Origin of the sequence: Wolbachia endosymbiont of Drosophila incompta, from assembly GCF_001758565.1 — a bacterium.
Classification (GTDB): domain Bacteria; phylum Pseudomonadota; class Alphaproteobacteria; order Rickettsiales; family Anaplasmataceae; genus Wolbachia; species Wolbachia pipientis.
Map to the genome: position 1 here is coordinate 596,980 of NZ_CP011148.1, position 1,881 is coordinate 598,860.

The 1,881-nt window shown below is 32.5% G+C and carries 2 protein-coding genes; both read left to right on the forward strand.

Annotation, left to right across the window (positions count from 1 at the left end):
* A partial coding sequence (locus tag WG67_RS02570; protein WP_070356863.1) for a WG repeat-containing protein occupies window positions 1-1,533 on the forward strand: 1,533 nt, incomplete at its 5' end.
* A gap of 4 nt (window positions 1,534-1,537) precedes the next feature.
* On the forward strand, window positions 1,538-1,881 hold a 344-nt coding region (locus WG67_RS08355), incomplete at its 3' end, for a phytanoyl-CoA dioxygenase family protein (RefSeq protein ID WP_458694992.1).

A 1,881-nucleotide genomic window follows, 5' to 3' on the forward strand; every position in this document is an offset into this window, starting at 1 on the left:
CATGAGCCCGGTCTTGCACCGGTTCATGATCAGACAGGTGCTTATCATATCAATGTGAGAGGAGAAGCAGTTTATCATAATAGATTTCTGAAAACTTTTGGATTCTACTTTAATAGAGCAGCCGTAGAAGATGATACAGGGTGTTACCATATTGATTCATCTGGATGTAGAGTATACAAACAGTCTTATCAATGGATTGGAAATTATCAGGAAGATGCTTGTGTAGTTAGAAGACATGATAAATGTTTTCATATTAATTTAAATGGCAACAGAATTTATCAGGAGGAATATGATTATGTTGGAGATTTTAAGGATGGTATCGCTGTAGTCTATAAGGATGGCAAAGCTACACATATTAATCATCATGGAAAGTTAGTACATAATAAATGGTATAAAAAACTTAATGTTTTTCATAAAGGGTATTCTATTGCAGAAGATCAACATGGTTGGTTTCATATAGATATTAATGGTGATCCTGTTTACCAGCAGAGATTTAAAATGGTAGAAGCATTCTATAATGGGATGGCAAAAGTTGAAACTTTTGAAGGTGTGTTAGGACAAATCGATATTACCGGAGATGTAAAGTTTAGTATTTTTGATTTAGGTAAAGAATCTCAAGTGCATAGGATTTCTGCAGAACTTTCAGCCTTTTGGAAAACGTACCTAACAAGCGTTGCTATTGAACTTGATTTGTTAAATATTTTACCTGCAACTATGCCGGTTTTATCTAAAAAGTTAAACATTATCGTACCAAATCTAGAAAGGCTGTTAAGGGCGTTGTGGGAAATAGGGTTTATTGATTATGATAAGAACAACGACTTGTGGCAACTATCATTAAAAGGTAAGTGTTTTAAGGAAATACCATTTTTGCCAAAAGCATCAATAATGTGGGCGAGAGTTGCGGCTGAAAAGAATTGGTTAAAGATTGCCGATATACTAAAACAGAAGTCAATCTCTTCATTTGAATCTTTTAAGGAAAGAGAAGCATCAGAAGATAAGAAAATAGCGTTTTACCAAGCATTGCTAGGATATTCTAGGTTTGATACTAAAGAGTTTAATTCTAGGATTAATATAGATGGTGCTAAGAATATATTGCTATTTGGTGTACACTCTTTATTTCTTGCTTATTCTGATATACACAATAAAGGTTCTATAGGCCTATATAACGAACATAAAGTGCCAAGACAGTTAGTAGAAAATTTAAAAGTCAAACTTGTAACTCAGAAAGAACTATCAGCTACAAATTATGAATTAGGTGTCTTTTGCCGCTTTCTACAGCATTATGATGATGATAAAGTATTATCTTATTTAAAATTGGTCAAAGGAATATCTCGTATTTTATTGATAGAAACTATTTTAGATTACCGCTCTCCAGCTGGAGGCTCTGTAGATATTAATGTAATGGTTGAAACAGGAGGTAAACTAAGAACATTAAGCGATTGGGAAAAAATACTCAAACAAGTAAAAGGATTCAAAATTTTTGCTGTTATACCTTTAACAGATTACTTATCAGTTATTGATGTCAGGTGTTAATCATATGGAAACATTACAAAAAAATGGTTTTTTTATTATCAAAAATCTGGTTCCTTTAGAGCTAATAACTCAGTCTTTAAATGATATAACAAATAAGATATCAGAGCTATCCCAAGAACTAAGTGTTTCAACTTCTGATTACTTAAACTGTACCGGCAGATGGGGCACGTCATCTCAAGTAACTAGAATTATCTCTCAAGCATTAGATGAAATTATTAAAAATTACCTTGAAAAGTCACTTCAGTGTCAGATACTGCAGAAAAAATCAAATGTTATATGTAAAACTGCTGATTTAATAGATGCAGTTCCCTTCCATCAAGACATCTCCTATAGTTTCAATGATCCTTA